The sequence below is a fragment of the Bacillus cereus group sp. MYBK15-3 genome (assembly GCF_051916765.1).
Taxonomy (GTDB): Bacteria; Bacillota; Bacilli; order Bacillales; family Bacillaceae_G; genus Bacillus_A; species Bacillus_A cereus.
Map to the genome: position 1 here is coordinate 135,623 of NZ_JBQAHG010000009.1, position 24,750 is coordinate 160,372.

Genomic DNA, 24,750 nt, shown 5'->3' on the forward strand with positions numbered 1-24,750 from the left:
ATGGAATTCGTTTAACGATTCCATGCCTTTATACAGATAATATATTAACGTACTCGATATTTATAAATACAATAACAGAAGTATAAAATAGAAATTACAGATACATAAACCCATAATTCATATACGAATCCCTCTCCCCACACTCCCATAAAATAAAAGAGTGAAGGTAAAGTCAATGTTACCCATGATTGTACGAAGGCAATCCTTCCAAGATATTGATTAATGTTCTTCTTTTGTGTATTTAATACAAAGAATAAATACCAAAGTAATGCCCACATAAACCACGTTAACGCATTAACAACATCATGGAATTGAACAAATGAAACAACCATATAGAATAAGGCAATAATTGCTACCCAAATACAAAACCATCCTAGGCCACTACTATCCATTCCTTTTATAAAAGTAACACCTACATATAAATAAGTTAATCCAAATAAGAAAGTAGCCGCATATGAATACACTGTCCAATTGCTTTGGTCAGAAATCATAATCAAATAAAACGGAATAATAATTTGTAGTGCACCCACAAATAAATTAAAAACACCCGCACTTTTCATCTCTGCTTTCCCTAATATAACAAGACTATTTAAAAATAAAGCTGCCCCTGAAAGTAATAATCCTACATAACCCATATATATTCGTGTGAAAATCTTTACCTTTCACACTTTTAACCTCCCCACACTATAAAATGATACTTATATTATTTTTCTTCCCATTTAAAACTACATACATAATTTTTTATCTAAATAAGTCAGACCTCCTACCTCAAAAAAGGAGTGAACTTAAAACGCTTTCAATAATAAATAATCCTATCAAAACATGAACTAGGATTCCTTGATTATAAACGGACTCTAGCAATGATACAAGTGTTGGAATACATTTCAATAATACGCTTTCAATTCCCATAAAAAATTAATAAAATAATACATTACTCTATCTCATTCTACTACCTTCTAGCATAAGATATTGTAAAATCATATCATTTAAAACAGCGAACGTTCTTTTCTAGGTTCGCTAATAAACTTAGTAGAAAATGAATATAAAAAATGACCTCTTGCTTTTATGCAAAGGTCATTTTTTATATTCATCATTAAACTTCTAAATAGCCATTTTTATTATTTGATTGCCATTTCCAAGAGTCAGCACACATTTCTTCTAATCCGCGTGTTGCCTCCCAGCCTAATTCACGCTTTGCTTTCGATGCATCAGCAAAACATACTGCCACATCACCTGGGCGACGCTCTGTAATTTTATAAGGAACTTTCTTGCCCGAAACTTTTTCAAACGCTTCAACCATCTCTAGTACACTATAGCCCATGCCTGTGCCCAGGTTATAAGCATCTACTCCTGTTGTACTCAGTACTTTCTCAAGCGCCTTTACGTGACCATTTGCTAAGTCCACAACATGGATGTAATCACGGACTCCTGTTCCATCTTTCGTTGGATAGTCATTTCCGAATACGCTTAATTCTTTTAACTTACCTACCGCTACTTGCGTTACATATGGCATTAAGTTATTTGGGATTCCATTTGGATCTTCTCCGATACGCCCACTTTCGTGTGCACCAAATGGATTGAAATAGCGAAGTAATGCGATACTCCATTCTGCATCTGCAAATGCTACATCACGCATAATTTGCTCAATCATTAATTTCGTTTGACCATATGGATTTGTTGCACTTAATGAAAACTCCTCGGTAATCGGTGACGTTTCCGGGATACCATATACAGTTGCAGATGAACTAAAGATTATCTTCTTTACATTATGTTTCTGCATTACTTCACATAGCACTAACGTGCTTGTAATGTTGTTATGATAATATGTTAATGGAATCGCTACTGACTCCCCTACAGCTTTAAATCCTGCAAAGTGAATAACTGCTTCAATTGAATTTTCTTCAAAAATTGCGTCAAGCGCTTCGCGATTTAAAACATCTTCTTTATAAAACTTAAATTGTTTTCCTGTTATTTCTTTTACTCGATTTATAGATTCTACCGAGCTATTCGAAAGATTATCCACTACTATAACTTCGTAACCGCTATTTAGTAATTCTACACATGTATGACTACCAATATATCCTGCTCCACCTGTTACAAGTATTGCCATAATTATAGTCCTCCATATTTCATTCATTATAAACTTCTCAAAGTATATCACATATTTCTTATCCTATGTTTAACATGCGAACACAGAAACTTACATTTTATCCCATAATAATTTTATAACATATACGATTCTAATCAGGTAATAAAAAAATGCCACATAATTTTTATTATGTGGCGTTTTTTTATTAAATTACGTAACAATATACACTTAGAAAATGCGCAAGACTACCTAATAATACAAAAACATGAAAAATTTCATGATGCCCCATATATTTAAACTCTAACCATTTTGGCTTTGTTCCATAAATAAATCCACCAATTGTATAAAAAATGCCACCAAGTACTAAGAAAATAATGCCTCCTGTACTTAAATTCTCAGCTAACGGTGCAAAGAATAAAACAATTAACCAACCCATCGTAATATAAATTGCTGTCGATAACCACCTTGGACAATTAAACCAAAACATTTTAAATACAATGCCACAAATCGCAGTTGCATAGACTAAACAAAATAATAGCAAACCACTTGCTGAATTTAATGTAATTAAGCAAAAGGGTGCATATGTACCTGCAATTAATATAAAAATCATAGAATGATCTAGCTTCCTAAAGAAGTATATAACACGTTCATTGGCCACAACACTATGATATACAGCTGACGCCGTATAAAGGACCATCATTCCAATACCAAACAAAATAACAGCTGTAATTGCAGCAAATGATGGCATCTTGATAGAAACTTTCACAAGCATAGCTAATAACGCAATAAATGATAATATCGCTCCACCTAAGTGAGTAAATGCATTAACTGGTTCCCTTACATAAGTATTCATAATAACACCCCTCATATAATTACATGTAGTTTTGATAACTACATGTAATTATATACACATTTCTTTTTAAGGTCAACATTTACAATTCATTTGTTTCGTAATACCATATTTAAAGATATATTAAACATTAAGTTCCACTAAGTTATAAAAGTGAGGGATTCTACGTGGAAAATATAAATGAATTACTTAAGACATTACATTTAGAAAAAAACATTAAACTTGAGGATATTCCAAATGTTGACTTATATGTAGACCAAGTTGTCCAACTATTTGAGAATACTTATGCAGATACAACGAGAACTGATGATGAAAAAGTATTAACAAAAACGATGATTAATAATTACGCAAAAGGGAAACTATTCATCCCTATCAAAAATAAAAAGTATTCAAAAGAGCATATGATTTTAATTAGCCTAATTTATCAATTAAAGGGAGCTCTCTCCATTAACGACATAAAAAGTTCATTAGAAACTATAAATGACTCCTTATTAAATGATGATTCATTCGAATTAAATACGTTATACAAAAATTATCTTGCTCTTACTGAAAGCAATGTCGAAAGCTTTAAACAAGACGTAAATAACCGTGTTACAGAAGTAAATGAGATTTCTTCCTTAGAAGATACAAAGCTAGAAAAATTTCTACTACTAACATCCTTCGTGACTATGAGTAATATGTATAGACGTTTAGCGGAGCAACTAGTGGATGATTTAAAAGAATCATAAATAAAAAACTATCCACCTATTAAAGTGGATAGTTTTTTATTTACTTAATTGCTTCATGAACTTTTAGTTGTTTCCCTTTAATCGTTGTAGTCTTCATGACTTTCAAGACAAGTGGTCCTTTTCCATTTAATATTTCAACGTAAGAAACATTATCTTGTATCGTAATAATACCTATATCTTCTGCTGTAACACCTTTAATTTTAGCAATTGTACCGACGAAATCTACCGCCCTAATTTTCTTTTTCTTCCCGCCATTAAAGTACAGCTTCATAATGCCTTTGTTGATATCTGCATTTTTATCTTTCTTTATAATTGGTTTAGCATGTATCTTTTCTTCAAATGCAGCTTTCTCTTTCATAACTTCTTCTTTTGAAGGTCCAATTGCCTTTGGAATTTCAAATCCAATATACTCCTCAATCTCTTCTAAAAATCTATTTTCATATGGCGTTATAAATGTAATAGCTTTTCCACTATTTCCAGCTCGTCCCGTTCTTCCAGTACGATGTACGTAGCTTTCTTTTTCAAGTGGAATATCATAATTAATAACATGTGTAATATTATCAATATCAATTCCTCTCGCAGCTACATCTGTTGCTACTAAATAACGGAATTTTCCTTTTCTAAAATCATCCATGACTTCAAAACGATCTTCTTGTACCATACCACCATGTATTTTGTCACAAGGATAGTTAGCTCTTTTTAATTGTCTATATACATGATCTACATTTTCTTGTGTACGACAGAAAATAATACAGCTATCAGGATTCTCAATCGTTGTTACATCTTTAAGTAGTGAAAGCTTCTCGTCTTCTATCACCTCAAAAAGAGTATGTTCAATTTTATCCGTCGTAATCCCAGCTGCTTTAATTTCAATATGAATTGGTGAATTCATATATGTACGAGACAATTTCTCAACATCTTCTGGAAGTGTTGCTGAAAATAACATCGTCATTCTTTTTGTAGGTAATTCATCAATAATTGCCTCTACTTGATCGATAAAGCCCATATTTAGCATCTCATCTGCTTCATCAATAACTAAATACTTCAAACACTCTAAAGAAAGGGTACCCTTCTCAATATGATCCAACACACGACCAGGAGTACCAACTACAATATGTGTCTTTTGCTTTAATTCTAATTTTTGACGTGCAAATGGAGATTTCCCATAAACTGCCGCAGCCTTAATCCTTTTGAATCGACCTATATTTGTAATATCTTCTTTTACCTGTACCGCAAGCTCTCTCGTTGGTGTTAAAACTAATGCTTGTGGTTTATTCTCTTCCCACTCCACCATTTCACAAAGTGGAATACCAAATGAAGCTGTTTTTCCACTTCCAGTCTGGGACTTCACAACAAGATCCTTCTTTTCTAATGCAACTGGAATAACCTCACCTTGTACTTCTGTTGGATGATTATATCCTAACCCAGTAAGTGCCCTTACGATTTCCGTACTTAGTTTATAATCAGAAAAACTTTTTTTACTCATATATTAACCTCATTTTATTTTGTATTATTTTCTTTTTTATCTTTTGTATACATTACTATCACCCTACTTATTATACTTGAAACCTCACATAAAAAGGTGGATCATGCCAGATTCATCTTTTTATATAGAAATAAACCTTATCATTTCATATAATGTTCAACTACTTGATAACATCTTTTGCTCGTATTGTTAGCATTAACCTTTTCATAGTATCCTACATCCACTCCAAAAAAATAAAAAGAATACATACAACCTTGTATAATTATCTTAATTTTTCAACCTTTTTTTCATAAACGAACAATAAAAATGAAAAAACGTTTTAAATTCGTTTTTAACGTTGTTTTTTAGATATAAAATCTACTTTTTTAAAAAATGTTAAGAAATCCTTTGACTTCTTAATAAAAATAATGTAAATTATCCTATGGACGAACATTTTTGATTAATAAAAATAAAATATTCGTATTTTAGGGGTGTAAATGATGGAAAACGTATTCGACTATGAAGATATTCAATTAATTCCTGCAAAATGTATTGTAAATAGCCGCTCTGAATGTGATACAACTGTCACTTTAGGAAAACATAAATTTAAATTACCTGTCGTACCTGCAAATATGCAAACGATTATTGATGAAAGAATTGCAACTTATTTAGCTGAGAACAACTACTTTTATATCATGCATCGTTTCCAACCAGAGAAACGAATCTCATTCATTAGAGATATGCAATCACGTGGATTAATCGCTTCTATCAGCGTTGGTGTAAAAGAGGACGAATATGAATTCGTACAACAATTAGCTGCTGAGCAACTGACACCTGAATATATCACGATTGATATCGCACACGGTCATTCTAATGCTGTGATCAACATGATTCAACATATTAAAAAACATTTACCAGAGAGCTTCGTTATCGCTGGAAACGTTGGAACTCCAGAAGCGGTAAGAGAATTAGAAAATGCTGGTGCCGATGCAACAAAAGTTGGTATTGGACCTGGTAAAGTTTGTATTACTAAAATTAAAACAGGCTTCGGAACTGGTGGTTGGCAGCTAGCTGCACTTCGCTGGTGTGCAAAAGCTGCAAGTAAGCCAATTATCGCTGATGGTGGTATTCGTACACACGGCGACGTAGCTAAATCTATACGATTTGGGGCAACTATGGTCATGATCGGTTCTCTATTCGCTGGTCACGAAGAGTCTCCAGGGGAAACAATTGAAAGAGATGGCAAACTTTATAAAGAATACTTCGGTTCTGCTTCTGAATTCCAAAAGGGTGAGAAGAAAAACGTTGAAGGTAAGAAAATGTTCGTTGAGCATAAAGGTTCTTTAGAAGATACGTTAATCGAAATGGAACAAGATCTTCAATCTTCTATCTCTTACGCTGGTGGAACAAAATTAGATGCTATTCGTACTGTAGATTATGTTGTCGTGAAAAACTCGATTTTCAATGGTGACAAAGTATATTAATTCTTAAATTAACTTGAACCTTTCCGTAAATCGTTACTAGAAATACTACAAAAAAGGCAGCACACACTGCATCCACTGCAGTAGCTCAAATGATTAAAGAGGAAGTACCACCTGCTATTGATCGCTGGTGGTACAATGAAACATGCCGGAGTAGATATGTCAAAACCAGATGCAATCCGTAAAGCTGTTTCTTACGTTGGTTCATTAATTGATAAATTAGAGCATTCTTATCAAGTATAAAAAATAAGCCCTCGCTTTATGAGGGCTTATTTCATATTTACTTCCCAAACCGTTTGCGATATCCACATTTCCTGCAAAGTTCTTCAACCGCAACTCTTTTCGAAAATCCATCGACAATGTTTGTTGCTCTTTCACCTTCGATAATGTTAGAAAATGAATCATTATTAATATTCCCAAGGTTAATAATCCCTTCACCATCTAAACAACAAGGAATAACTGTTCCATTCGCTAAAATACCCGCTTGATTACGAAGTCCATGACAGAATCCTTTCCCATCATCCTCTTCTTCATGTAATGCTGGCCACTGGAATTCATAGTCTTGATTAATAAAGACACGTTCTGCAATTTTTATACCTTTTCCTGGTGTAAGCTTCTCTTCAATTTGATAAGATAGATCAAATTCATTTTCAATTATAGATAATAACTCTCTATTTTTCTGGATTTCAGCATTCGTTTTATTATCCTGAGTTAAATTCCATAACCTTAACGATACAATTAAATCTGATTGACTTGTCGCTTCCCTAATGAAGGAAAGTATACTCCTTACATAGCCCTCTTTATCTTGCGAACCTGGATGTCCATCAAAACTATGCAGTGAAAAATTCATTTGTCTTAACGCAGGCTTATTTAACAGCCTATGTCTTCTCTTATTAATTAACGTTCCGTTCGTTGTAATATTAACTTTAAACCCTTTTTCATGACTTAAGTCTAATAGTTGATCTATTTTCGGGTGGAGCAACGGCTCACCCTTCACGTGCAAATAAATGTAGTCTGTGTGAGGTTTAATTTGGTCTAATCTTTTAGCAAAATCCTCCACAGAAATGAATTGCTTCTGCCTTTCCGTCGGCGGACAAAAGCTACACGCAAGATTACATACACTCGTAATCTCCAAGTAAAACTTCTTAAACTTCTTCACCTTTAATTCCTCACTTCTCTAACTACTTATACTTTTTCCTCTTCATATTACAGCATATTTTTATGGAAATAGAAACATACTTATTTTAGGAAATCTACATACCATCTAATAATATTTAAAAGACCATCGGTAATTTTTGTCCAATGGTCTTTTTATCCTTTTATATGCAAAGAATAAATTTATTTATGATACGGTTCACCGTAACTATTCTAAATAAGGTTATTTTTTATTATTTTCATAATTAAATTTAACAAAAAAGGTAGTGCCTTCCGATCCTGTTTGAATTTCTATTTTTGCATTATGGCGGGCAGCAATGGCATAACATACACCTAGCCCCAATCCAGTTCCATTATCTTTGGTCGTGTAAAACGGCGTACCCAGTTTCTCTAATACTTCAGGCCTGATACCTTTTCCTTGATCCCGCACTGCAAGCACCACACAATTTTGACCTTCCTTGTAAGTGCTAATGGTTAGAACTTTCCCTGTATTCATCGCTTCTAAGCCATTACGATATAGATTCATTAATAATTGCCGTATTTCATTACGATTTAAAAGTAATTCTGGAATGTCATTTGTATCGACTTGAATATATTTATTTTGATTGTACGTATCAATCTTTATTAAAGGAATAATATCGTGGATAATTGAATTTAAATCTAACATCTGCAAATCCGATTTCCTTGTATTACCCATTGAGAGAAATTCAGTAATAATAGAATTGGCACGGTTAAGTTCTTCAATCATTAAATGAAAGTACTTATTATGTTTCTCATAGGTATTCTCTTCTTTTAATAACTGTAAAAATCCTAGTACTGTTGTCATTGGATTTCTAATTTCATGGCTGATACCTGCTGCCATTTGCCCTATTAAATCTATGTTGGATAATCTTTTCAATTCCTGTTCATATTTCTTTTTTTCCGTTATGTTTTTAAAAATACAACAAATACCATCATCATACGGGTATGCAATAACTTCGTGCCAATATTCATCTGCAGTAGAAAGAAATTCGAAATGAACTGTAGTTCGCTCTGACATCGCACGATGAAATTCCTTATACATAACTGTGTCGATTTCACTCGGGAAAACATCCCATATATTCTTTCCTAATACATCTTTTGCTGTTTTTCTTTTCGGAAAATATTGGTGCTTATTTACGTACGTAAATTCCCATTTATTATTTAAAATAAAAAATCCATCCGTAATACATTCAATCACACTTGTAACTTTTTCATTAGCAGCAGCTAGCTCTCTCGTTCGCTCTTCCACTATGCTTTCTAGTTGATCCATATATGACAAATTCGAAAACGTAGGGGCTGTGGCATCAACGATAGATTTTGCTAGTTGAAGTTGAGAATGATCATAATTGTGAGCTTTTTCTTCTTTGCCAACGACGATTACCCCTAATACTTCTCCAATTGAAACCAATGGAATCATCAATAGACCCTTATTATCTATATTTTTTGTTTGAATAACTTCTTGAATCTTGGCTTCATAGCTTTTCTCTGTCCAATCCGCTTCTGTCCAATGACAGCCCTTACTTAATTTCGTTGTTTTAATTGTTGTTTTATCTAGCGGATCTAGAAGATGGGCAGTCATATTTTTACTCTCTAAAATCTGTTCTAGGTAAAAAAAGCATTTATCAAAACTCTCCTGTATCGAGGAACACATTGATAAATCACGTGTAACATTTAGTAACAGCTGCTTCTCAGCAATAAGGTTTTCCTTTTGTTTTAAATTATTTGTGTTTTGAATTGCAACCGCAGCCATATTTACATAAGCTTCAACACTTTGAATTTCTGAATCTGTTAAGTTCATCGGAATTCCATAATCAAATAAAAAAACTAGACCAAATAACTCTTGCCCAAATGAGATAGGCAGAGCTAATAAGGACTTAATTTTGAATGCATTAACCGGTCTCGGATCTGGTCGATGATCCTTTGAGGTATCAGGAATATAGATGGTTTTTTTCGTTTCAATAACCTCTTTTGCCAGTAAGTCTATTTCAGGATCAATTACTTGAGTATCGAGCGTTACGCCATTTATAGTCTCTGGTTTTCCTGCAAACCCTCTAAATGTTCCATCTTCCTGGGGTAAATAAATTCCAACAGCATCGCACCTAACAATTTCCTCTGATATCGCCATTGTCACACGCTGCAATACGTCACGTAGTTCTAATTTCGTATTTATTATTTTTGTTATATTTGCGAGTCTAGAATATCTCGTCTGATCACTTACCATTCACATAGCCTCCAATTATAGGCATAATAAAATAAATATGATAATATCAGTGTTTTACATAGAATACATTACTTATGATACGGTTCTCCACGATTAATCCGAAACGCTCTATACACTTGCTCAAGCAACACTAATCGCATTAATTGGTGTGGCAATGTCATCTTTGAAAAAGAAAGTGATTCATTTGAACGCTTCATCACTTCTGAGCTTAGTCCAAGTGATCCACCAATTACAAATGCGACTTTACTCTTTCCGTATGTAGCAAGGCGATCTAGACTTACCGCAAATTCTTCTGATGACTTTTGCTTTCCTTCTATAGCTAATGCAATCACATGCGTGTCATCAGAAATTTTATCGAGTATACGTATACCTTCTTTTTCCTTTACAATTAACATTTCTGCTTCACTTAAATTTTCTGGCGCCTTTTCATCAGGTAATTCAATTACTTCTACTTTTGCGTATGCAGATAATCGTTTTAAGTATTCTGCTATACCTTGTTTCAAATATTTTTCTTTTAATTTCCCAATTGAAATAATCGAGATATTCACACGTATCCTCCACCTTACAAACATGTTATCCACAAAACTTATCCACATATCCACAAATACTACCCACATATTGTGTGAGAATCTGTGTTCGATACAACATATGTCGCCTCATTTTGACAAAATTCACATGTTTTTTTCTCTTTTCCTGAGTTATCCACATTGTTGATAACTGGTGCAACTTCACACTCATCCACAATAATATCTAACGCTAATTCAACATGTTCTAAACAACAAGGTAAATTCATTTTCTACACCTCACTTTTCTACAATAGAAAACAGGAGGTAGGCCCTCCTGTTTTTAATACTTTTGAATGCCTAATTTCACTGTTGTTGTTACTCTTTTTGTACCACGATAAAACGTAAGAGTCATTTTATCATTAATTTCCTTATCATATAAGGCCGTACGGAATCCAATAATATCGCGAATCGGTTTTCCATCTACTGCCACAATAACATCATGTTCTCTTAAACCAGCATCCGCACCTGGCGAAGGACTTTTCACATCCAAAATACAAACGCCCTCTGTTACAGTACCTGGTAAATGTAATGTTTTTGACCAATAATAGTTTGGGATTTCATTTAATGACCTAAGTTCAATCCCAACATACGGTCTTCTTACTTTTCCATACTTCTCAAGTTCATTCATAATCGGAACAGCTCTAGTCACCGGAATAGCAAGGCCGATTCCTTCTACTTCTTTTGCAGCAATTTTCATTGAATTAATACCAATTAATTGTCCTGCTGCATTTACAAGCGCACCACCACTATTCCCCGGATTAATCGCTGCATCTGTTTGTAACACTTCTACTTGCCAATCATAATGTCCATCTTGATCTAAATCTACAGGGACAATACGTTCATTAGCTGAAATAATACCTTGTGTAACTGTTCCAGAAAATTGCAGTCCAAGTGGGTTTCCAATCGCAATAACTGGTTCTCCTCTGCGAACAGTATTAGAATCGCCAATTTCAATTATTTTTTTCACATGCTTTGCATCTATTTCTAATACAGCTAAATCTGTGACTACATCGGTTCCTAATACTTTTCCAGGAACCTTCTTACCATCACTTAGACTTACTTCAATACGATTCGCTCCAGCTACAACATGATTATTCGTTACAATATAAGCTTGACCATCTGTCTTTTTATAAATTACTCCTGATCCTGTACCGGCCTCTGAATCTGCCTCTGAAAAATTATCTCGTTGAATGTTAATAACACCCACAACAGCTTCAGATGCACGATCAACAGCATCTACAAAGCTAATCTGTTTAATCCCTTGAGCTTCAGCCATATTACTTCCGCTTGCTTCAGCTTGCGGAAGCGTATCAGCAGAATTCGAAAATAAAGGCGCTCCAAACGCAAATAAAGAAGCTCCTACAATTGTTCCCGCTATACTCGAAAGAACTATACCTTTGTGCTTCTTTTTTCCTGCACGTTTCATACGATAACTTTCTTCATCAATAAAGGACATATTTGTTCACCTATCTTCCTGAAAACAACTATATTCACCTTTATTGTTTACTAAAATGAAGAATTATACGTATTGAATTTTTGTAGGCATTTTTGGATCTGTATCGTGAATTTTAAATGATTCACCCACTCCAAATCCTTTTTCCTCTAGTACTTGTGATACTGACATACGCGCTAGTTCTTTCATGTTATTATCTAAGCTTAAATGGGCTAAATAAATATGCTTTGTCTCATCTGTAATTACATCTGCCATCGCTAATGCAGCATCCTCATTACAAACATGCCCAACGTCACTTAAAATACGTCGTTTAATGCTCCATGGATAACGTCCCATACGAAGCATTTCTACATCATGATTACTTTCAAATACGAAAGCATTAGCTCCCTTAATAACGCCCTTCATACGGTCACTTACGTATCCCGTATCTGTAATAAGCGCTAATTTCCTATTATTGTTATGGAAAGCATAAAACATCGGTTCTGCCGCATCATGAGAAACTCCAAATGACTCGACTTCAATATCACCAAATGTTTTCACATCACCAACTGAGAAAATAAACTTTTGTTCAGTTGGGATATTTCCTATTAAATGTTCCATTGCATTCCATGTTTTCTCATTCGCATAAACAGGTAAATCATATTTACGTGCCAATACACCTAATCCTTTAATATGATCACTATGCTCATGCGTTACAAGAATACCTGATACATCATTTATATTTAGTTCTGCTTGTTTAAATAAAGCCTCTGTTGCTTTACCACTTAAACCTGCGTCGACTAGTAATTTTTTTTCATCGGTTCCTACGTATAGCATATTTCCTGTACTTCCACTTGCAAGTACGCTAAAATGCAACCCCATTCTTTCTCACTCCAGTATGTTCATCAACCACTTGATTTTCCTTTTCTCCTAATTCCATAACTTGTCCTTCAATTGCATTCACAAAGAAGTCCTGCTTCTGCTCCGTTTTTAAATTCCACGTTGGAGCAAGTACTTGGTTATTAGAAGTAGATGCGGTAAGAGTGGCATAACCAATTTGCGCTTCTTTAACATGCGTATTTCCATGAATTTTATTTTTTAAATACAAATTTTCTAAAGCTGTTTGAGCCGTAATAATTTCTTGCTCTTTCGTTTTTTCACCTTCGCCCATTTCTTTTAAATCAGTTAGCATTGTCTGCGTATATGAAACAAGTTCATTTTTTTCATTTAATTCCACAACAATCATCGCCTGATTATTATAGAAAATAGGCTTATCTTTATATTTTTGGAAGAAATAAATTTTAGAGTCTTTCACCGCTCCAAATTCATATTTTTGTCCATCCAATACATAGTTCTTCAAAAATTCATTATACTTATCTTTTGATAATGATTTCGTATTTAAAAAAGGCTCTTTTAGCTTACTTTCTATCTTGTACATATTTTGTATATGCACCGTTTGATTTTTCAAAGACTGTATATCTTCTTCTTTAAAGGCTTTATTTTCCGCTCTAATAAATGACTCTTTTTTCGGTTCTTTAGGGATATTTCCCATCGTAATTTTATTTGCTTTTAATTCTTGATCTATCTTTGTTTCTGCAATAAGCTCCAATTGATTACTATCTTGCTTTTGAATGAATTGGAAAATGAGAAAGAGGTCCAAAACAAAAAAGGTCACAATAAATATGGTTTTAATCCGATCCCAATCCATTTAGTCCTCCCTCACTCCACTCATAGATTTTCTGTTTACCTGTTTCATCTTCAACAAGCTTTACATACCAAATTGGTTGTAGTCGAACCACTTGCCCATCTAGTGATAACTTGTATCCAATGCCAATATCCTTAATTACTTGTTTCTTTATCTCTGGATTATTTTCTAGGGATGCTATTACAACATGCCCTGACGGAAGAGTAACCTTCTGTTCTATACCTTTAGTATTTAAAGACAGCAACGGTCTTTCATATTCCATTACTTCTTCTGATCCCCATACTTGTCTTAATTCCGCTAATCCATCTGCATTGAATACTGGATATCCATCTTCATTTAAGCGAAATACTGTCTCTCCTTTATTCATATAGTCCAAACGATATGAATCCAAACTCCCACTGTGACCACTTACAAATTCAAAGCTTTTTTGTAAAAGCATTAAATTATCTATCGTTTTCTCAGTTAAGACAGAAGAGTTTTTATACTTTAGCATGTGACGATCGTTTTCAATTTCCATGGATCTAATACCATCTGTAAATGTTTCTTTCGACATCTCGGTAATCGGACTTAAATAACGAGGATCACTAAACAGAGCATTCTTAAACGTATCAACTGCTAAATTAGATGAAATATATGTTATATTGCTTAACTCTGTCGTTCCATCTGGTAAAAATAATTTTTTCATATCATTGAGTTGATAATCAAAATAAGGTTTTGCTGATACTATAAATTGATTTTGGGCATTTACAATATCTTTTAAATACAAGCCACTTAATTTTGCCTCGTATATTTTAAAGTTATCACCATCAGAAACAAAGTTAATTTTAATTTCTTGATCCTTACTTCTAGAAGGATCAAGGAGAATACGATTAAAGTGTTTAGGCTTATCTGTACTTTTCTCTTTCATGTTAAACATGGATTTAACTGCATCAAATGGGATATCGGTAGGGAAAACAAGTTCAACTTTCCCTTCACCATGCACATATGAAAGGAAATCACCCTTAGTGATTGATATCTCTCTAAAATCATGTAGTTCCCCTACTTCCAGGGGCTTATAGATTGATTCTATATCTGCCTCTCTTCTGCTCCCATAATGATTTTTATCTTTATGCACGATGATAGAAGTAGGACGGACAACATCGGAAATTTTAGTTTGGTTCATTCCTTCATTCCCCTGTACAAATTTCGCGTTTTGCATGGATGTAGAATCTGGCACATACGTCCATAGATTAAAAGTAAGAAATAGGCTAATTACAACTAGGTTAATTAAAACTATTGTTTTAAAGTTTTCCATACTCATTCCCAATCGTCCTCTTCATCTGCTGCCATTGGTAACGTGAAATAAATAGTTGTCCCTTTTCCTTCTTCACTCTTCGCCCAAATAGAGCCACCATGTGCCTCAATCATTTCTTTTGCAATTGCTAATCCAAGTCCCGTACCACCCATTTGTCTTGAACGAGCTTTATCTACGCGATAAAAACGTTCAAAGATTTTATCAACGTTTTCTTTTGGAATACCCATTCCTTGGTCACTTACACTAATTTCTAATAAATCACCGCGATCACGTAAACGATATGTTACTGTTCCACCTTCTGGTGAATACTTTAATGCGTTAGAAATAATGTTATACAGCACTTGAGTAATTTTGTCAGTATCCATATCAATAAATCTAGATTTCTTAGAGAAAGATCGTTTGAAACTTACATTTTGCTCTTTAGACATTTCAAAGCGATCAATAATATTATTAAAGAAATCAGTAAAGTCGACCCATTCTTTCATTAAACGATGCTCTGTACTATCCAATTTAGATAGCTGTAACAACGCATTTACAAGTCTAATCATTCTTTCTGTTTCTTCTTGTGTAACCGTTAAAAATTGTGGTGCAATATTTGGATCCTGCCATGCTCCATCTGTAAGTGCCTCTAAATAACTGCGCATCGTCGTTAATGGCGTCCTTAATTCATGAGAGACATTTGCCACAAACTCACGGCGTTCCCGTTCTATACGTTCCTGCTCTGTTACATCATATAGTACAGCAATTAAGCCGTTTGCCTTCCCTGTTTCTTTTTGAATAACAGAGAAACTAGCACGTAAAATATATGGTTCATTTCTCGTACTAAAATCTAATAAAACAGAATCTGGCTCTTCATATAAATGATCGAGCGTAAATTCTTCCTGTATCCCTAATACCTCTAAAACAGATTGATCGAGCGCTGTTTCACGAGAAACATTTAACATCTTTTCCGCAGGGTCATTTAGTAAAATAATATCCCCTTTTCGATCAGTGGCAATTACTCCATCTGTCATATGTGATAAAACAGATGATAATTTACGCCTTTCACTTTCTGTAGAAGAACGAGCTTGTTGTAATTTTTTCGATAAATTATTGAAGGATAATGCCAGTTGTCCAATTTCATCATGGCTATGCACTTTTACTTTTCTGGAATAATTTCCTTTTGCCATTTCGATTGCTTGTCTCCGCATATCTGAAATTGGTCTTGTAATTGTTTGAGCCAACAAAATCCCAAGTACGGCCGTTACTAATAAAGCAATTACTGTTCCCGTAGCAAAAATTTGATTTATATCCTTCATTTGTTTATATACATCTTCCATAGATGCCACAATGTAAATAACACCAAGCGCATCCTTACCGTTATCATCTAGAATCGGAGTAAGCATAACTTGAACACGATGACCTGTACTACCATCCTTCTCAATTTTCACTTCTGGCTTTTTTTGTACTAACACTCGCTGAACAGCTATATCAGTTGATGTTCGATTCACCTTATTCTGCTTTGATTCATCTGAAATAGCCAGTAACTTTCTGTGCGAATCAAATACACTTACCTCTTGTATAACTTTCTTCTGATCAGAGGCAAATTTTCGAATTGACGTTTTAATCGTTTCATCTGTTGACTCTGTTTCTGCTTTTGTATAACTTTTTTTAAACTCTTGCTTCAAATTATATGATAATAAGTTTGTTTGCTGCGTTAAAGAATCCCTAAAACCTTGTACTAAGCTCTTCTCTAATTCCCTTACGAAATATACTCCAATAACTTGCATCGCTATTAATATTAATAGCATATATATAAGCACAAATTTTAAATGAATAGATTGAAAAAAACCAACTTTCTTCATATACTATTCCTGCTCTGGGTCACGCAAGTAATACCCTACTCCACGTCTAGTTACAATTAAAGTAGGATGGCTTGGATTATCTTCAATTTTTTCACGCAAACGACGTACTGTAACGTCTACTGTGCGCACATCTCCAAAATAGTCATAACCCCAAACTGTTTGTAATAAATGTTCGCGTGTCATAACTTGTCCTAAATGTTTCGCTAAATAATGTAGCAACTCAAATTCACGATGTGTAAGCTCGATATTTTCCTCGCGCTTCGTTACACTATATGCATTTGGATTAATCACAATTGGTCCAATAACCATTTCTGTATTTTCTTCTTTTTCCGCAGCACCACCTTGTTGATGGCGGCGTAAATTCGCCTTCACACGAGCAAGTAATTCCCTTGTACTAAATGGCTTCGTTACATAATCATCTGCCCCAAGCTCAAGCCCTAATACTTTATCAATCTCAGAGTCCTTTGCTGTAAGCATAATAATCGGCATTTCTGAGCTTTTACGTATTTCACGGCAAACCTCTAAGCCGTCTTTACCTGGTAGCATAATATCTAATAAAACCATATCTGGTTGCTCTTCATTAGCCTTTTCAATTGCTTCATCACCATCATGTGCCATTACTATTTCAAAACCTTCTTTTTCTAAGTTAAACTTCAAAATATCTGCAATCGGCTTTTCATCATCAACTACTAAAATTTTCTTTCCCATCATCGTCTATTTCCTCCTTATAAAAATATGGTCAATAATCCCTAAACATATTGATGTTTACATAGTATGTCCTATATGACCGCATCCTTTGTTTAAGTATTTTCTCCTCTATTCTCATAGACTCATGTATGATCCACTTTTACACGGCATCTTATACGATCTATAGAAAAACCTCTAGCTTCAACTGCTAGAGGCTCCTCGTTCTATTTTAAAATAACTACTCAGTTTTGTAAAATTACATAAATAAAAAGGATATTAAGTGGGCCCACTTAATATCCTGAGAGTGGCTCGGGACGGAATCGAACCGCCGACACGAGGATTTTCAGTCCTCTGCTCTACCGACTGAGCTACCGAGCCAAAACTATATATAAAACCACTAATGGTGGTATAAACAAAAGTGGCGGTCCCGACCGGGGTCGAACCGGCGATCTCCTGCGTGACAGGCAGGCATGTTAACCACTACACCACGGGACCAAAAATAAGCAAAAAAAAACATGACCCGTACGGGATTCGAACCCGTGTTACCGCCGTGAAAGGGCGGTGTCTTAACCACTTGACCAACGGGCCACGAAAAATAAAATGGTGAGCCATGAAGGACTCGAACCTTCGACCCTCTGATTAAAAGTCAGATGCTCTACCAACTGAGCTAATGGCTCATACTCACCAACGTCATATTTTCGTGACGACAAGATGTATCATAACATGTATTCTGTATTTATTGCAATACTTTTTTCGTTTTTTTATAAAAGAATAAGAAAAAACTCATGCGGACATGAGTTTTTTCTAAACACTATTAATTAAGCTTCGTATACGTTACGAACAATATTTGTTTGGTTACGATCTGGTCCAACTGAGAACATAGATATTTGAATTCCTGTTAACTCAGAAACACGTTCTACGTATTTTCGTGCATTTTCAGGAAGTTCATCTAATGATTTTACACCAGTAATATCTTCTTCCCAACCTGGAAGCTCTTCATATACAGGCTCACATTTTGCTAAAATGTTTAAGTTAGCTGGAACTTCATCAATAACTTCACCATTGTATTTGTAAGCAACACAAATTTTAAGAGTTGGAATACCTGTTAAAACGTCGATAGAATTTAATGATAGATCCGTTAAACCACTAACACGACGTGCATGTCTTACAACAACGCTATCGAACCAACCTACGCGGCGTGGACGACCAGTTGTCGTTCCATACTCGCGACCAACTTCACGAATTTGATGACCAATTTCATCATGAAGCTCAGTAGGGAATGGACCATCACCAACGCGGCTTGTATATGCTTTACATACACCTACAACGCGAGTAACTTTCGCAGGACCAACTCCAGTTCCAACTGTTACACCACCAGCAATTGGGTTAGAAGATGTAACGAACGGGTACGTACCGTGGTCAATATCAAGCATAACACCTTGCGCACCTTCAAATAATACACGGTGATTATTATCTAATGCATCATTTAATACAACAGATGTATCACATACATATTGCGCGATTTGTTGCCCGTACTCGAAGTACTCTTCGAAAATTTCTTCTACAGTGAAACCTTCTGTATCGTACATTTTTTCAAATAAACGATTTTTTTCTACTAAATTGCGCTCAAGCTTCTCTTTAAATGCTTCACGGTCTAAAAGATCAGCCATACGAATACCAATACGAGCAGCTTTATCCATATATGCAGGACCGATACCTTTTTTCGTTGTACCGATTTTGTTATCACCTTTACTTGCTTCTTCTAACTCATCTTGCTTTAAGTGGTAAGGTAAAATAACATGTGCACGGTTACTTACACGTAAATTATCAGTACTTACACCACGATCGTGTAAGTATTTTAACTCTTCAAGTAATGCTTTTGGATCTACTACTAATCCGTTTCCGATTACACAAATTTTCTCTTTATAGAAAATACCAGATGGAATTAAGTGTAATTTATATTTAACTCCGCCGAAAACAATTGTATGTCCCGCGTTATTTCCACCTTGATATCTTGCAACTACTTCCGCATGCTCAGAAAGAAAATCAGTGATTTTACCTTTTCCTTCGTCGCCCCATTGTGTTCCTACAACTACTACTGAAGACATTATTAAAGCACCTCCGCAATTTTCAAACGATCTATTCAAACAATATAATTGTACCAAAACCGAAAAAGAAGTCAACCGAAAAGCGAACATTTTTTCATAAAAAAACTTTTTCGTTCGTAAGAATTATATATTTAACTTATGAAAGCCTTATCTTTCTTATAAAAAAAAAGAAACACATCTTATTATAAGAAATGTGTTTCTTTTTTATACTGCCTTTATGCCGGCGGAGCATGTCCATCCTCAAAACGACGTTCTAAGTTAACGAACTTATTGAACTCTTTGACGAATGCAAGTTCCACTGAACCTACTGGACCGTTACGCTGTTTTGCAATAATAATTTCAATTGTATTTTTGTTTTCCGTTTCTCGATCATAGTAGTCTTCACGATATAGGAAAGCTACAATATCAGCATCCTGCTCAATACTTCCAGATTCACGAATATCAGACATCATCGGGCGTTTATCTTGACGAGATTCTACACCACGAGATAACTGTGATAAAGCAATAACAGGCACTTGCAATTCACGTGCAATCCCTTTTAAGGTACGAGAAATCTCAGATACTTCCTGCTGACGGTTTTCTCCTGATTTCCCACTTCCTTGAATAAGCTGCAAATAGTCAATCAAAATCATACCAAGACCTTGTTCTTGCTTTAATCTACGACATTTTGCTCGAATCTCATTTACTTTAATACCTGGCGTATCATCAATATATATACCAGCATTTGAGAGACTCCCCATTGCCATTGTTAATTTTGCCCAATCATCGGAAGTTAATGAACCAGTACGAAGTCTTTGTGCATCAATATTCCCTTCTGCACAAAGCATACGCATAACAAGCTGATCAGCACCCATCTCCAAACTAAAAATCGCTACATTTTCATCCGTTTTCGTCGCTACGTTTTGTGCAATATTTAATGAAAATGCCGTTTTCCCTACTGATGGACGTGCTGCCACGATAATTAAATCATTTCGTTGGAAACCTGCTGTCATCTTATCTAATTCAGTAAACCCAGTTGGTATCCCAGTAACTTCACCCTTTTGATTATGCAAAAGTTCAATTTTGTCATAAGCATCGACAAGAACATCTTTAATGTTTTGGAATGCTTTTGCATTCGTTTGATGGGATACTTCTAATATTTTTTTCTCAGCCTCATTTAAAAGACCATCCACATCATCTTCTCTCTCGTATCCATCCGATACAATATGAGTCGCCGTGCGAATTAAACGACGTAAAAGCGCCTTTTCAGCGATGATGCGTGCGTAATATTCTACGTTAGCTGCAGTTGGCACAACTTCTGCTAACTCTGCTAAGTAAGAAACCCCACCAACTTCTTCTAGTAATCCTTGATCAGCCATTGCTGATGTCATCATTACTAAGTCGATCGGCTCTCCCTTATCAGATAGCCCAAGCATGACTTCAAAAATCTTTTGATGTTTCGTTCGATAGAACGAATCAGGTACCAATAACTCTGATGCTGAAGTTAACGCATCTTGATCAATCAATATGGCCCCTAAAACCGCCTGCTCAGCCTCTATATTATGCGGAGGGGTACGATCAGCAAGTACATCACTCATACGCAATCCTCCTTGCTTAATTTATTTTTATTGTTCACTAACATGAACTTTTACTGTTGCTGTTACTTGTGGATGCAATTTCACAGTAACGTTTGTATAACCTAACGCGCGGATTGCATCGTCCATTTCAAATTTACGTTTATCAAGCTTAATCTTGTGTGATTTTTGCATTGCATCTACGATTTGTTTGCTTGTGATAGAACCAAATAAACGGCCACCTTCTCCAGATTTCGCCTTTAATTCTACAGTTAATTTCTCTAAAGTCTCTTTTAACTCTTTTGCATTTTCAAGCTCTGCTGCTGCATCTTTTTCTTCTTTACGCTTTTGAGCTTCTAAAGTTTTCATACTGCTATTTGTTGCTTCAGCAGCTAATCCTTGTTTTAATAAGAAGTTATTTGCATAGCCATCTGGTACGTTTTTTACTTCTCCTTTTTTACCTTTACCTTTTACGTCTTTTAGAAAAATTACTTTCATGATTGTGTGCCTCCCTGTAAATAGTCATCAATAACAAATCGAAGCTTCTCCTCAGCTTCATCTACTGTAACATTTTTCATCTGTGTGGCTGCATTCGTCAAATGCCCGCCACCGCCTAAGTTTTCCATAATTAGCTGCACATTCACTTCACCTAAAGACCTGCTGCTAATTCCAATGAGGTTCTCGCCACGTTTCGCAACAACAAATGATGCAATAATCCCTGTCATCGTTAATAACGTGTCTGCCGATTGCGCAATAAGCACTTGATCGTAGTAATCATCACTATCAACTTTAGCAATCGCAATTCCATTTTTATAAATGTACGCATTTTTTATAGCTTTTGCAACCCGTAAATACTGATCCATATCTTCCTTTAAAAGTTCTTGTACAAGTACAGTATCTGCACCATGCGAGCGTAAATAAGAAGCAGCATCAAATGTACGAGCCCCTGTCCGGAATGTGAAACTTTTCGTGTCGACAATAATACCCGCTAACAATGCCGTCGCTTCTAACATTGTCATCTTTAAATTTTTAGGTTGATACTCAAGTAATTCTGTAACCAATTCTGCTGTTGAAGAAGCATATGGTTCCATATAAACTAGCAATGGGTCTTCAATAAAATCTTCTCCACGGCGATGATGATCAATAACTACTACATTTTCAATTTTACGTAACAGTTTTTGCTCCATCACCATCGAAGGTTTATGCGTATCGACAACAACAAGTAACGACTCATCATTTGCAAATTCCATCGCTTGCTCTGGAGTAATAAAACGAGACCATAACTCCTCATTTTGTTTCACTTTGTCCATCAAACGCTTAATTCCTTTATCGGAATCATTTTCATCTAACACAATATATCCTTTACGCTCATTTAATTGAGCTACTTTTAAAATACCAATCGCAGCACCAATTGCGTCCATATCGGGAGCCCTATGCCCCATAATAATGACATTACTACTTTCTAACACTAAATCCTTTAACGCATGCGAAATGACCCTAGCGCGTACACGGGTACGTTTTTCAACCGGATTTGTCTTACCTCCATAGAACTTAACTTTACCTGTCGCTTGTTTAATAGCTACTTGGTCTCCCCCACGCCCAAGCGCAAGATCTAAACCAGATTGAGCCATTGCTCCAAGCTCTGATAAAGGTAAATCACCTGATCCGACACCCACACTTAATGTAAGTGGTATATTCCTTTTAGATGTTTCTTCACGCACCTGATCTAAAATGCTAAATTTCCCTTTCTCCATCTGCGTCAAAATACTTTCATTTAGCACAACGAAGAATCTTTCTGAAGATGCACGTTTTAAATACGCACCATACTTAAGTGCCCATTCATTTAGTCGCGATGTCACAAGACTTGTTATATTCGTACGTAATTGATCATCTAATCCTTGTGTAACTTCATCATAATTATCCAAATAGATGACAGCTAAAACAGTCCTTTGATCCTCGTACATCTTTTCGATTTCTGTTTGTTCCGTTACATCAAAGAAATAAATTAACTTTTCTTCTTTCCTTACAAAAACGCGAAACTTTCGATTATTTAAAGAGACTATATCATCAGAAGTTTCTCCTTTAATGAAAAGAAGTAATGTTTCTGATACATCGTAAAGGTGCCATCCAGCTAATGCATGCTGTCCCAGACATGAAGATAAATAAGGATTTGCCCAATCAATCCCATAATCCTTATTGTATAACAAAATACCAATCGGCATCTGGTTAAATGCTTCATTACTCACTTTCTTTACCCTTGTAATCATATCTGTCGTATGCTTTTCGAAATTCCTTTGAAAATTAAGTTCAAATCGTATAACGATAAAGAATACGATACAAAAAATGACAAAAGCAGCTATCCCCATAATTAAATGAAAATAACAGAGAATTGAAATGAGCACAAACACAAAAAATGCCAATACATAAACAGGATATAAAAACCACTGTTTCTTATCAAATTCAGGCATGTATACAACTCCTATAAAGTAAAACTAACTCACCTTCCAGTTAGTTAAACAGATTAAAATAGTACAAGGAATATTATTTTATCCCCCTATTTTAGAACGCAATGAAATCCCTAAGTCAATTATACCTAAGATTGTCACAAGAGGAAACAGCATCGGAATAAACATGCATGCAATAAAACTAATAATAGGAACCCCTTTAGTAAAACCTTTTCTATACGCTAAAAAGGCGATAAATGTCAGACCTTGCAGTACAAGCAATAGTGCAAATATGACATTTTGGTTAGAAAATACCATATGTAAATATGATGTTGGTTCTACTTTTATAAAAGTTGCTAACAAAATAAACATAACGTAATACCAAATGATACTCTTTGGTAATTGTATATCTTTAAATTTAGGCCAAGATATAACGTCATGTTTTAACTTTTTCAAAACACTACCTGATATTATCACTGTAATCCAAGAAAAACATACTGAAACTAGCACAAGTATACTCGGAAGTAACGATTGTAATATATCATTCATTTGTGCAAGTAACTCTTTTTGTTCCTTACTAATCGGCATACCTGTAGCACTTACTATCTTTTCGCTTTTCGCCATACTTTCACTAAATATACTTTGCATTTGCTTCATTATATCTATGTTGAAAAACTTTATACTCGCAACATAAATAAGTCAAAACCAATTAAGTATGCAAGCGTCCCAGCTATTAAGATTTCCACTGGCTTTTTTCTTGTTTTATACATATATCCTAAAACAATCCCTATCAATCCAAACATAATTGTCTTCACTAAATTCATCGGTTGACTCACAATAATAGTAACAAAAAGTGCCGCTACAAAAACCACGAGCACATTAGATAGTTTATGTCTTATCATTAATAGTATAAATGGTAACGGCAACGCAAAAGTTACAACTGTACCCAAAATCGGAACATACATAGATATAAGCAATAACATTGCATATATAGCCAACAACGCGGCACCTTCAGTAATAAATCTTGCTTGTTTCACATTTTAACCTCTCTTTCAAAAAAGAAAAGCATAGCAAAATGCACAGTAGAGTCCGACTCTACTGTGCATT

General features: G+C 34.9%; 20 protein-coding genes, 4 tRNA genes and 2 pseudogenes. 3 read left to right on the forward strand and 23 right to left on the reverse strand.

Annotated elements, in window-relative coordinates; genetic code table 11:
* Positions 1-44: 44 nt before the first annotated feature.
* The 3 genes from ACTFR8_RS27260 to trhA all read right to left on the reverse strand — a co-directional run bounded on the left by ACTFR8_RS27260 (position 45) and on the right by trhA (position 2,942).
* On the reverse strand, positions 45-635 hold the full coding sequence (locus ACTFR8_RS27260) for an AmiS/UreI family transporter (RefSeq protein ID WP_000542569.1): 591 nt from the start codon (positions 633-635) through the stop codon (positions 45-47).
* 458 nt (positions 636-1,093) lie between these two features.
* Positions 1,094-2,110, reverse strand: coding sequence for a UDP-glucose 4-epimerase GalE (gene galE / locus ACTFR8_RS27265; protein WP_100619698.1), 1,017 nt, complete (start codon positions 2,108-2,110; stop codon positions 1,094-1,096).
* A gap of 184 nt (positions 2,111-2,294) precedes the next feature.
* Positions 2,295-2,942 carry a PAQR family membrane homeostasis protein TrhA gene (gene trhA / locus ACTFR8_RS27270; protein WP_001099728.1) on the reverse strand — a complete coding sequence of 216 codons (648 nt, stop codon included), beginning with the start codon at positions 2,940-2,942 and terminating at the stop codon, positions 2,295-2,297.
* A 164-nt stretch (positions 2,943-3,106) separates the two neighbouring features.
* On the opposite strand from trhA, the gene ACTFR8_RS27275 reads away from it, so the two are divergent.
* Positions 3,107-3,667 (forward strand): DUF1836 domain-containing protein, encoded by a 561-nt coding sequence (locus ACTFR8_RS27275; protein ID WP_000427884.1) that lies wholly within the window; start codon positions 3,107-3,109, stop codon positions 3,665-3,667.
* A 40-nt stretch (positions 3,668-3,707) separates the two neighbouring features.
* On the opposite strand, the gene ACTFR8_RS27280 is transcribed toward ACTFR8_RS27275, so the two are convergent.
* Positions 3,708-5,153 carry a DEAD/DEAH box helicase gene (locus ACTFR8_RS27280; protein WP_000039354.1) on the reverse strand — a complete coding sequence of 482 codons (1,446 nt, stop codon included), beginning with the start codon at positions 5,151-5,153 and terminating at the stop codon, positions 3,708-3,710.
* Between the two features lie 479 nt (positions 5,154-5,632).
* Here ACTFR8_RS27280 and guaC point away from each other — a divergent pair, with 479 nt between their 5' ends.
* Both guaC and ACTFR8_RS27290 read left to right on the forward strand, forming a co-directional pair.
* Entirely contained in the window at positions 5,633-6,616 is a 984-nt protein-coding gene (gene guaC, locus ACTFR8_RS27285; protein WP_000432447.1) for a GMP reductase, read from the forward strand.
* A 47-nt stretch (positions 6,617-6,663) separates the two neighbouring features.
* Positions 6,664-6,856, forward strand: a pseudogene (locus tag ACTFR8_RS27290) (oligoendopeptidase F); the annotation flags it as partial.
* 37 nt (positions 6,857-6,893) lie between these two features.
* Here ACTFR8_RS27290 and ACTFR8_RS27295 read toward each other — a convergent pair.
* From ACTFR8_RS27295 to ACTFR8_RS27385, 19 genes and pseudogenes are all read right to left on the reverse strand, one after another.
* A complete protein-coding gene (locus ACTFR8_RS27295) occupies positions 6,894-7,772 on the reverse strand; it encodes a radical SAM/SPASM domain-containing protein (protein WP_000713633.1) in 879 nt (292 codons plus the stop codon).
* A 219-nt stretch (positions 7,773-7,991) separates the two neighbouring features.
* A complete protein-coding gene (locus ACTFR8_RS27300) occupies positions 7,992-10,010 on the reverse strand; it encodes a GAF domain-containing sensor histidine kinase (protein WP_100619697.1) in 2,019 nt (672 codons plus the stop codon).
* Positions 10,011-10,078: 68 nt separating this feature from the next.
* On the reverse strand, positions 10,079-10,558 hold the full coding sequence (gene rlmH / locus ACTFR8_RS27305) for a 23S rRNA (pseudouridine(1915)-N(3))-methyltransferase RlmH (RefSeq protein WP_001027003.1): 480 nt from the start codon (positions 10,556-10,558) through the stop codon (positions 10,079-10,081).
* 59 nt (positions 10,559-10,617) lie between these two features.
* A complete protein-coding gene (locus ACTFR8_RS27310; RefSeq protein WP_001052831.1) occupies positions 10,618-10,803 on the reverse strand; it encodes a CxxH/CxxC protein in 186 nt (61 codons plus the stop codon).
* Positions 10,804-10,856: 53 nt separating this feature from the next.
* Positions 10,857-12,032 (reverse strand): S1C family serine protease, encoded by a 1,176-nt coding sequence (locus tag ACTFR8_RS27315; protein ID WP_000008042.1) that lies wholly within the window; start codon positions 12,030-12,032, stop codon positions 10,857-10,859.
* 63 nt (positions 12,033-12,095) lie between these two features.
* Positions 12,096-12,890 carry an MBL fold metallo-hydrolase gene (locus tag ACTFR8_RS27320; RefSeq protein ID WP_100619696.1) on the reverse strand — a complete coding sequence of 265 codons (795 nt, stop codon included), beginning with the start codon at positions 12,888-12,890 and terminating at the stop codon, positions 12,096-12,098.
* A complete protein-coding gene (locus ACTFR8_RS27325) occupies positions 12,874-13,716 on the reverse strand; it encodes a two-component system regulatory protein YycI (RefSeq protein WP_000383740.1) in 843 nt (280 codons plus the stop codon). The genes ACTFR8_RS27320 and ACTFR8_RS27325 overlap by 17 nt, the downstream gene beginning before the upstream one ends.
* Positions 13,697-15,013: a YycH family regulatory protein gene (locus tag ACTFR8_RS27330; RefSeq protein ID WP_000061563.1), complete on the reverse strand. Its 1,317-nt coding sequence runs from the start codon at positions 15,011-15,013 to the stop codon at positions 13,697-13,699. The genes ACTFR8_RS27325 and ACTFR8_RS27330 overlap by 20 nt, the downstream gene beginning before the upstream one ends.
* Positions 15,010-16,851, reverse strand: coding sequence for a cell wall metabolism sensor histidine kinase WalK (gene walK, locus ACTFR8_RS27335; protein ID WP_000755367.1), 1,842 nt, complete (start codon positions 16,849-16,851; stop codon positions 15,010-15,012). Before walK ends, ACTFR8_RS27330 begins: the two co-directional genes overlap by 4 nt.
* 3 nt (positions 16,852-16,854) lie before the next feature.
* The gene (gene walR / locus ACTFR8_RS27340) at positions 16,855-17,562 is read right to left on the reverse strand and encodes a cell wall metabolism DNA-binding response regulator WalR (protein WP_000971865.1); all 708 of its coding nucleotides are present in this window, start codon (positions 17,560-17,562) and stop codon (positions 16,855-16,857) included.
* A gap of 281 nt (positions 17,563-17,843) precedes the next feature.
* Positions 17,844-17,916, reverse strand: a tRNA-Phe gene (locus ACTFR8_RS27345).
* Positions 17,917-17,957: 41 nt separating this feature from the next.
* Positions 17,958-18,033 (reverse strand) — tRNA-Asp (locus tag ACTFR8_RS27350).
* Positions 18,034-18,054: 21 nt separating this feature from the next.
* Positions 18,055-18,126, reverse strand: a tRNA-Glu gene (locus ACTFR8_RS27355).
* Between the two features lie 13 nt (positions 18,127-18,139).
* Positions 18,140-18,215 (reverse strand) — tRNA-Lys (locus ACTFR8_RS27360).
* Positions 18,216-18,356: 141 nt separating this feature from the next.
* Positions 18,357-19,646 (reverse strand): adenylosuccinate synthase, encoded by a 1,290-nt coding sequence (locus ACTFR8_RS27365; protein WP_000100238.1) that lies wholly within the window; start codon positions 19,644-19,646, stop codon positions 18,357-18,359.
* 215 nt (positions 19,647-19,861) lie between these two features.
* Positions 19,862-21,223 (reverse strand): replicative DNA helicase, encoded by a 1,362-nt coding sequence (gene dnaB / locus ACTFR8_RS27370; RefSeq protein WP_001286148.1) that lies wholly within the window; start codon positions 21,221-21,223, stop codon positions 19,862-19,864.
* Between the two features lie 27 nt (positions 21,224-21,250).
* Entirely contained in the window at positions 21,251-21,697 is a 447-nt protein-coding gene (rplI, locus tag ACTFR8_RS27375) for a 50S ribosomal protein L9 (RefSeq protein WP_000864228.1), read from the reverse strand.
* The gene (locus ACTFR8_RS27380; protein WP_001113789.1) at positions 21,694-23,667 is read right to left on the reverse strand and encodes a DHH family phosphoesterase; all 1,974 of its coding nucleotides are present in this window, start codon (positions 23,665-23,667) and stop codon (positions 21,694-21,696) included. The genes rplI and ACTFR8_RS27380 overlap by 4 nt, the downstream gene beginning before the upstream one ends.
* A 78-nt stretch (positions 23,668-23,745) precedes the next feature.
* Positions 23,746-24,680, reverse strand: a pseudogene (locus tag ACTFR8_RS27385) (YybS family protein).
* Positions 24,681-24,750: the final 70 nt, after the last annotated feature.

Coding starts and splice junctions, on each gene's coding strand:
- ACTFR8_RS27330 (WP_000061563.1), bottom strand. CDS start 15,013: ATGAGTATGGAAAACTTTAAAACAATAGTTTTAATTAACCTAGTTGTA.
- ACTFR8_RS27320 (WP_100619696.1), bottom strand. CDS start 12,890: ATGGGGTTGCATTTTAGCGTACTTGCAAGTGGAAGTACAGGAAATATG.
- ACTFR8_RS27260 (WP_000542569.1), bottom strand. CDS start 635: ATGGGTTATGTAGGATTATTACTTTCAGGGGCAGCTTTATTTTTAAAT.
- trhA (WP_001099728.1), bottom strand. CDS start 2,942: ATGAATACTTATGTAAGGGAACCAGTTAATGCATTTACTCACTTAGGT.
- ACTFR8_RS27300 (WP_100619697.1), bottom strand. CDS start 10,010: ATGGTAAGTGATCAGACGAGATATTCTAGACTCGCAAATATAACAAAA.
- ACTFR8_RS27380 (WP_001113789.1), bottom strand. CDS start 23,667: ATGCCTGAATTTGATAAGAAACAGTGGTTTTTATATCCTGTTTATGTA.
- ACTFR8_RS27365 (WP_000100238.1), bottom strand. CDS start 19,646: ATGTCTTCAGTAGTAGTTGTAGGAACACAATGGGGCGACGAAGGAAAA.
- dnaB (WP_001286148.1), bottom strand. CDS start 21,223: ATGAGTGATGTACTTGCTGATCGTACCCCTCCGCATAATATAGAGGCT.
- walR (WP_000971865.1), bottom strand. CDS start 17,562: ATGATGGGAAAGAAAATTTTAGTAGTTGATGATGAAAAGCCGATTGCA.
- walK (WP_000755367.1), bottom strand. CDS start 16,851: ATGAAGAAAGTTGGTTTTTTTCAATCTATTCATTTAAAATTTGTGCTT.
- guaC (WP_000432447.1), top strand. CDS start 5,633: ATGGAAAACGTATTCGACTATGAAGATATTCAATTAATTCCTGCAAAA.
- galE (WP_100619698.1), bottom strand. CDS start 2,110: ATGGCAATACTTGTAACAGGTGGAGCAGGATATATTGGTAGTCATACA.
- ACTFR8_RS27325 (WP_000383740.1), bottom strand. CDS start 13,716: ATGGATTGGGATCGGATTAAAACCATATTTATTGTGACCTTTTTTGTT.
- ACTFR8_RS27280 (WP_000039354.1), bottom strand. CDS start 5,153: ATGAGTAAAAAAAGTTTTTCTGATTATAAACTAAGTACGGAAATCGTA.
- ACTFR8_RS27315 (WP_000008042.1), bottom strand. CDS start 12,032: ATGTCCTTTATTGATGAAGAAAGTTATCGTATGAAACGTGCAGGAAAA.
- rplI (WP_000864228.1), bottom strand. CDS start 21,697: ATGAAAGTAATTTTTCTAAAAGACGTAAAAGGTAAAGGTAAAAAAGGA.
- ACTFR8_RS27310 (WP_001052831.1), bottom strand. CDS start 10,803: ATGAATTTACCTTGTTGTTTAGAACATGTTGAATTAGCGTTAGATATT.